The sequence below is a fragment of the Amycolatopsis sacchari genome (assembly GCF_900114035.1).
GTDB classification, from domain to species: Bacteria; Actinomycetota; Actinomycetes; order Mycobacteriales; family Pseudonocardiaceae; genus Amycolatopsis_E; species Amycolatopsis_E sacchari.
This window is the reverse complement of the sequence record NZ_FORP01000010.1, coordinates 223,331-229,365: the sequence shown is the minus strand read 5'-3', so window position 1 is coordinate 229,365 and position 6,035 is coordinate 223,331. Positions and strand designations below refer to the sequence as shown.

The 6,035-nt window shown below is 68.9% G+C and carries 7 protein-coding genes; 4 read left to right on the top strand and 3 right to left on the bottom strand.

The genetic code is table 11. The annotated features are described in order from the left end of the window. Positions 1-722: 722 nt before the first annotated feature. A complete protein-coding gene (locus tag BMZ92_RS19070; protein WP_091509358.1) occupies positions 723-1,073 on the bottom strand; it encodes a metallopeptidase family protein in 351 nt (116 codons plus the stop codon). After that, positions 1,073-2,026: a septum formation family protein gene (locus BMZ92_RS19065; RefSeq protein ID WP_425425827.1), complete on the bottom strand. Its 954-nt coding sequence runs from the start codon at positions 2,024-2,026 to the stop codon at positions 1,073-1,075. Before BMZ92_RS19065 ends, BMZ92_RS19070 begins: the two co-directional genes overlap by 1 nt. 62 nt (positions 2,027-2,088) lie before the next feature. On the opposite strand from BMZ92_RS19065, the gene BMZ92_RS19060 reads away from it, so the two are divergent. From BMZ92_RS19060 to BMZ92_RS19045, 4 genes are read left to right on the top strand one after another with little or no spacing between them, the layout of a single operon-like run. Next, a complete protein-coding gene (locus tag BMZ92_RS19060) occupies positions 2,089-2,709 on the top strand; it encodes a cell envelope integrity protein TolA (RefSeq protein WP_177228767.1) in 621 nt (206 codons plus the stop codon). Beyond that, positions 2,710-3,876, top strand: a complete 1,167-nt coding sequence (locus BMZ92_RS19055; protein ID WP_091509355.1) for a glutathionylspermidine synthase family protein — start codon at positions 2,710-2,712, stop codon at positions 3,874-3,876. A 38-nt stretch (positions 3,877-3,914) separates the two neighbouring features. Further along, positions 3,915-4,367, top strand: a complete 453-nt coding sequence (locus BMZ92_RS19050; RefSeq protein WP_091509354.1) for a DUF350 domain-containing protein — start codon at positions 3,915-3,917, stop codon at positions 4,365-4,367. 10 nt (positions 4,368-4,377) lie between these two features. After that, positions 4,378-5,283: a haloalkane dehalogenase gene (locus tag BMZ92_RS19045; RefSeq protein ID WP_177228765.1), complete on the top strand. Its 906-nt coding sequence runs from the start codon at positions 4,378-4,380 to the stop codon at positions 5,281-5,283. Here the strand turns inward: BMZ92_RS19045 and BMZ92_RS19040 are convergent. Continuing rightward, positions 5,280-6,035, bottom strand: coding sequence for a DUF2382 domain-containing protein (locus tag BMZ92_RS19040; protein WP_091509349.1), 756 nt, complete (start codon positions 6,033-6,035; stop codon positions 5,280-5,282). The genes BMZ92_RS19045 and BMZ92_RS19040 overlap by 4 nt on opposite strands.

Below are 6,035 nucleotides of genomic sequence, written 5' to 3'. Positions count from 1 at the left end.
GACAAATCCCGGCAAAGACACCACAGGTCAGTCAAGGGTCGAGTCACACACCGAACCAGCAGCCACGCACCCATCATCCTCACTGTCAAGGGTGGGCGGAGCCCATCGCGAAGCGACGCCGAAGGCGCTCTTGACGCGGTGGAGCGGCCGTGAACACTCAAGGATCGGGGCGGGGGTGGGGCCGCTCAGCAGGCGCGCCAGCGCCGGGAGACCCCGGCACCCGGGCACTCAGCCGGACCAGGGAAAAGAAAAAGAATGCCTCGCCGGCGGGCAATACCGCTAAGTTAGTACGTTTTACCTGGTCAGGGCGTTATCGGAGGCTCTGTTCAGTCGTTCCCGCCGGTTAGGCGGTTCTCCACTTGAGACAGTCGCCGTTGCGGTTGAGGGGAATCTTCAATCGAGGCAACTGTTCTGTCGGGGTGTGACCGCTCTGTGGGCGACGCCTCCAAACGCCTCTGAGCTGCGGAAACTCGCCTAAACTTAGCGGTATTGGCCGGCGGGCAGGCTCCAGGATGATGGACCCCAACGGGATCTCACCTCGGGCAGGTGGTCGAGTTGAGTGATCATCCCGTCGCCTGCGGTTTGTGCATATCACTTTGAGGACCAGCCGCAAGCTTGGCAACGTCGGCCGCCAGCGAGCAAAAAGGTTGCGGCTGCCCCTCAAAGTGATCCACCGGTATCAGGCGACGGGATGATCACCCAACTCTGGGTGGGTTGGGGCCTTACCCCCAACCGAGTTCGTGCAGTCTCTCGTCGTCTATGCCGAAGTGGTGTGCGATCTCGTGCACGACCGTGACCAGCACTTCTTCGACGACCTCGTCCTCGGTGTCGCACATCGCCAGTATCGGTTCGCGGTAGATGCTGATGCGGTCCGGGAGCACGCCGCCGTAGTCGCTGGTGCGGGAGGTCAGTGCGACACCGTGGTAGAGGCCGAGGATGCCCGGCGCCTCCTCGTTCCGCTCCTCGACCAGCACGACGACGTTGTCCATCGCCCTGGCGAACTCCGGCGGGACGGCGTCCAGCGCGTCGGCGACCAGTTCTTCGAAGCGGGCCACGGTCATGTCGACCGGCATCAGCCGCCACCGGTCGGGCTCGCCGGGGGTGCCGACGCCGGGGGCGCGTCCTGGGCCTGCTGCCGGATGCTGCCGGTCACCGGGGCGAGCCCGCTGTTGTCCGGCAGCTTCGCCCCCACCTTGCAGTTGACCTGCGTCGAACCCGCGTCCCAGCTTTCCTGCTCCCGCAGGTCCCACGTGAGGATCAGCTTCTGCGCGTTCAGATCCACACCGCCCGCGTACCCCTGGACGTCGTGGTTGCACTCGGTGTCCAGCCACTTCGCCTGGTCGTCCTGCGACGGGTAACCACCGGTGAAGTGCGACTTCAGGTCGACCGTCGCGACGATCTCGTACGCGTGCGGCTGCGCGCAGTCGATCGGGTTGCCGACGGTCTTCCCCGCCAGCGCGAGGCACGTGCCCGGCTCCCACACCGGCGCCTGCGACTGGCCCGCCGCGTTGCCCGTGACCGGCTGCAGGGCACCACCCGGCGCCGCCCACTGCAGGACGCACCGCATGTCGCGATCGCCGTCGGCCCACTCGTCGTTGCCGGGGCGCAGCGCGCTCACCGTGAACTTGCCGAACGGGTCGAGCTGCTTGCCGAGGTACTTCTCCGCACCGTCGGCGCACCGCCCCATCGCCAGCTCGCGCCACTCGTCCACGGTCGGGGCCGGCGCACCGGCCGGGTACTTGTCGCCGACGCTCACCACCCCCGTCACCTCGTACAGGTGCGGCTGCGCGCACGGCACGACCCGGATGTCCGACGCGTCGGGCTGGACCCAGTTCAGGCACGCGCCCGCGTTCGCGTGGAAGGCGGCCTTCGCCTCGGGTGACTCCTCGACCTTCCCGCCACCGACGACCCCGTCGCCCCACGAGAAGGCGACGCTCAGCGACAGGGCGACGATCGCGCCCAGGAACACACCGACCATGACGAGTCGTGTGCGCACCGTGTTCGTTGCCAAGCCGTGTCCGAGCATCGCCCCAATAATGCCCGCGTCCGGCCCGCACGACGACCCTCGGGTGGTTAGTGTGTTGCCTGATGACCGAAGACACCCCGCCGGAGGAGCAGCAACCTCCGGAGCAGGCGCCCCAGCGCGGTTCGATGCGGTTCCAGGACCCGGAGACGACCAAACCGCGCGAACCGTCGCTCGCGGAGCAGCGTGCCCGCCGCAAGGCGCTCGCCGAGGAGAAGGAACGCACCGAGGCGGCGAAGCAGGCGTACAAGGAAGCCGAGCGCAAGGCCGCCACCCGCCGCAAGGTGCTGATCGGCAGCGGCGTCACGGTCGGGCTCGTCGGCGTAGTCGCCGCGTGGTACCTCGTCGGCACACCCGAGACGGTCAACGCGGTCTGCACCGACTCCAACAACGTGGTGCAGCCCGACGAGTACTGCGACGACAACTACGCCGTCAGCCACGGCGGCTACTACAACGCCGGCACCGGGTTCTGGTTCATCCCCATCCCCGGCGGTGGGGGGTACACCCAGTACCGCTACAACTACGGCGGCACGGGCACGGTCGGGCAGCCGGTCTCCGGCGGCACGTACACCAAGCCGTCCGGCAACCCGACGATCAAGACCAACTCGGGCAAGACCGTGCAGCGCGGCGGGTTCGGCATCAGCGGCAAGAGCAGTGGCGGCAGCGGCAAGTCGGGGGGCTCGTAAGTGCGGAGGGCAACCAGTACCCCTCGCCGGGACTGGCAGCGCATCGTCGAGGAACAGGGCCTGGTGTTCGGCACCCCCGCCCGCTACGGCTCCGGCCAGGACCGGCCGTACTGGGACGAGTCCGTGCACTACGTCCTCGAGATGGACGAGGTGCTGTCGCTGGAGGCCGACGTCGAGTTGCTGCACTCGATGTGCCTCGAGGCCGTCGACCACGTCGTGCTGACGGAGCGGTACCAGCAGTTCGGCATCCCGGAGTGGGTGTGGCCGCACATCGCCGAGTCGTGGAAGCGCCGCGACCCGCACGTCTACGGGCGGTTCGACCTGCGCTACGACGGCGGCGGCCCGGCGAAGCTGCTGGAGTACAACGCCGACACCCCGACGTCGCTGCTCGAAGCGGCCGTCCTGCAGTGGCACTGGAAGACCGAGGTCTTCCCCGACGACGACCAGTGGAACTCCGTCCACGAGAAGCTCGTCGAGCGCTGGCAGGAGGTCCGCGCGCTGCTGCCCGCCAACGAGGTGTACTTCACCTGGTCCACCGCCGACCCCACGGGTGAGGACCACATCACCACGTCCTACCTGCAGGAAACCGCGGCGGAGGCGGGGATCGACACCATCGGCCTCGCGATCGAGGAGATCGGCTGGGACCCGGTGCTCAAGCGGTTCGTCGACCTCGAAGAGGCGCCGATGAACACCGTCGTCAAGCTCTACCCGTGGGAATGGGTGGTGGACGAGGAGTTCGGCCGCTACGCCGTCGAGTCGCTGCCGCGCACCCTGTGGGTCGAGCCGCTGTGGAAGATGCTGCTGTCGAACAAGACGCTGCTGGCGATCCTCTGGGAGAACTACCCGGGGCACCCGAACCTGCTGCCCGCCTTCGTCGACGACCCCGGACTGCTCACCGAGTACGTGCGCAAGCCGAAGCTGGGCCGCGAGGGTGCGAACGTGTCGATCGTGGCACCCGGGTACGAGACCGAGACGCCCGGCGTCTACGGCGAAGAGGGGTACGTCTACCAGGCCTTCGACCCGCTGCCCGAGTTCGACGGGTTCCGGCCCGCGCTGGGCGCGTGGATCGTCGGGGACAGCTCCGCCGGCCTGGGGATCCGGGAGACCGCGGGCCTGGTCACCGACGACGGCGCGGCCTTCGTCCCCCACCGCATTCCGGAATCGTGATAAACACCCCACAACGACACTGACCGACCACCCTGGAGATCTCCATGACCCTCGCGCTGGCCGACACCTTCGGCTCCGACCTCGTCAAGGGGATCGGCGCGATCCTGCTGTACGGCGTCGTCGGCCTGCTGCTGATGCTGGTGGGCTTCTACGCGATCGACTGGACCACGCCGGGCAAGCTGTCCTCGCTCGTGCGCCGGGGTCTGCCGAACGCGGTCATCGTGACCGCCTCCGGGATGCTGTCGATGGCGTTCATCGTGGTGGTCGCCATCTTCAACTCGGCCAGCGACCTCACCGAGGGGCTCATCACCTCGCTCGTCTACGGCCTGCTCGGCATCGTGGTGCAGGTCGCGGCGGTGCGGCTGCTGGAGTGGTCCACGCGGATCAACGTCGGATCGACCATCGAAAGCGAGCAGTTCGCGCCCGCCAGCGTCGTGGTCGCGGCCGCCCACCTCGCTCTGGGGCTCGTCGTGGCGGTCGCCATCTCCTAATGTGGGGGCTGTGCGTCTGCTAAGGACCCCCGAAGACCGGTTCACCGACCTGCCCGACTTCGACTTCCCCACGCTGTACGCCGACATCGACGACCCCGGCGACGGCATCATCCGCATCGCCTACACCGAGGCCGGGCCTCCGGACGGGCCGCCCGTGCTGCTCCTGCACGGCGAGCCCAGCTGGTCGTTCCTCTACCGGAAGGTCCTGCCCGTCCTCGCCGACGCGGGGCTGCGGGCGATCGCACCGGACCTCGTCGGCTTCGGCCGCTCCGACAAACCCGTCGACGTGATCGCCCACAGCTACGCCCGGCACGTGGAGTGGATCCGCGCGTTCGCCTTCGACGCGCTCGACCTGCGTGGCGTCACGGTGGTGGGGCAGGACTGGGGCGGGCTGATCGGGCTGCGCCTCGTCGCCGAGCACCCCGGCCGGTTCGCCCGCGTCGTCGCCGCCAACACCGGGCTGCCCACGGGCGACCAGGACATGCCGCAGGAGTGGCACGCGTTCCGCGCCGCCGTGGCGAAGGCGCCGGTCCTCGACGTGGGGCGGTTCGTGCAGTCGGGCTGCCGCACCGAACTGCCGCCCGAGGTGCGCGCCGCCTACGACGCGCCGTTCCCGAACGAGATGTACAAGGCGGGGCCGCGCGCGATGCCGAACCTCGTGCCGATCCGGCCGGACGACCCGGCGAGCGAAGCCAACCGGCGCGCGTGGCGGGTACTGTCCGAATTGGACATCCCGTTCCTGTGCGCGTTCTCCGACGGAGACCCGATCACCGGTGGGATGGCCCCGGTCCTGCGGCGCGCCATGAGGGGCGCCGCTGGTCTGGACCACCCCACCGTGCCAGGTGCCGGTCACTTCCTCCAGGAGGACGCCGGGCCGGAGCTCGGGCGGATCATCGCCGACTTCGTGCGGAGCTAGCGGTTGCGGCGCTTCGGGTCGGCGTCGTCGTCGATCTCGATGCGCTCCTTGCGGACCTCACCGGAGATCGGCTGCTCCTCGGTGACGTTCTCCTTGCGCAGCCGCACCTGCTCCATCGGCACGACGTCCTTCTCCACCCGCGGCCGCTCGGCGTGCAGGGTCATCTCCTGCTCCTCCTCGCCGATCCGGGCTTCGCCGCGCTCGGTGCCGGTCATCGGCTCGCGCTCGACGCGGACCTCCTCGTGCGTCACCGGCACGCGCACCTGCTGCTCCTCGGTGACGGTGTACTTGCGCAGCCGCACCCGGCCGGTCTCGACCTGGTCCTTGCCGACGCGCAGCTGCTCCTCCGAGCGGGTCACCGCCTCACCGGCCTCACCGGTGCGCGTGCGGCCCATGCGGTCGCGCTGCCCGCCGGTCCGGTTCTCCATCGAGGCCCGCGGCGTCGGCAGGTTGTAGTACCGGTACAGCTCGGCGCTCTCCTGCTCGGACAGGTGCTGGTCGGCCTCGCAGCGCGGGGCGTCGGTCACCTGGTCCTTCGACACCTGGACGTGCAGCCCGTCGTTGTCGACCCGCGCGCCGCGCAGCGGCACGAAGCTCTCCTTCTGGCCGAACATCCCGGTCCGGACGGTGACCCATTCCGGTTCCTGGGTTTCGTCGGACAGGTAGACGGTGCCCACCTTGCCGATCTTCTTCCCCTGCGGGTCGACCACGGCGTGCTCGGTCAGTTCCTCAGGACGAAGCATGCTCGTCAT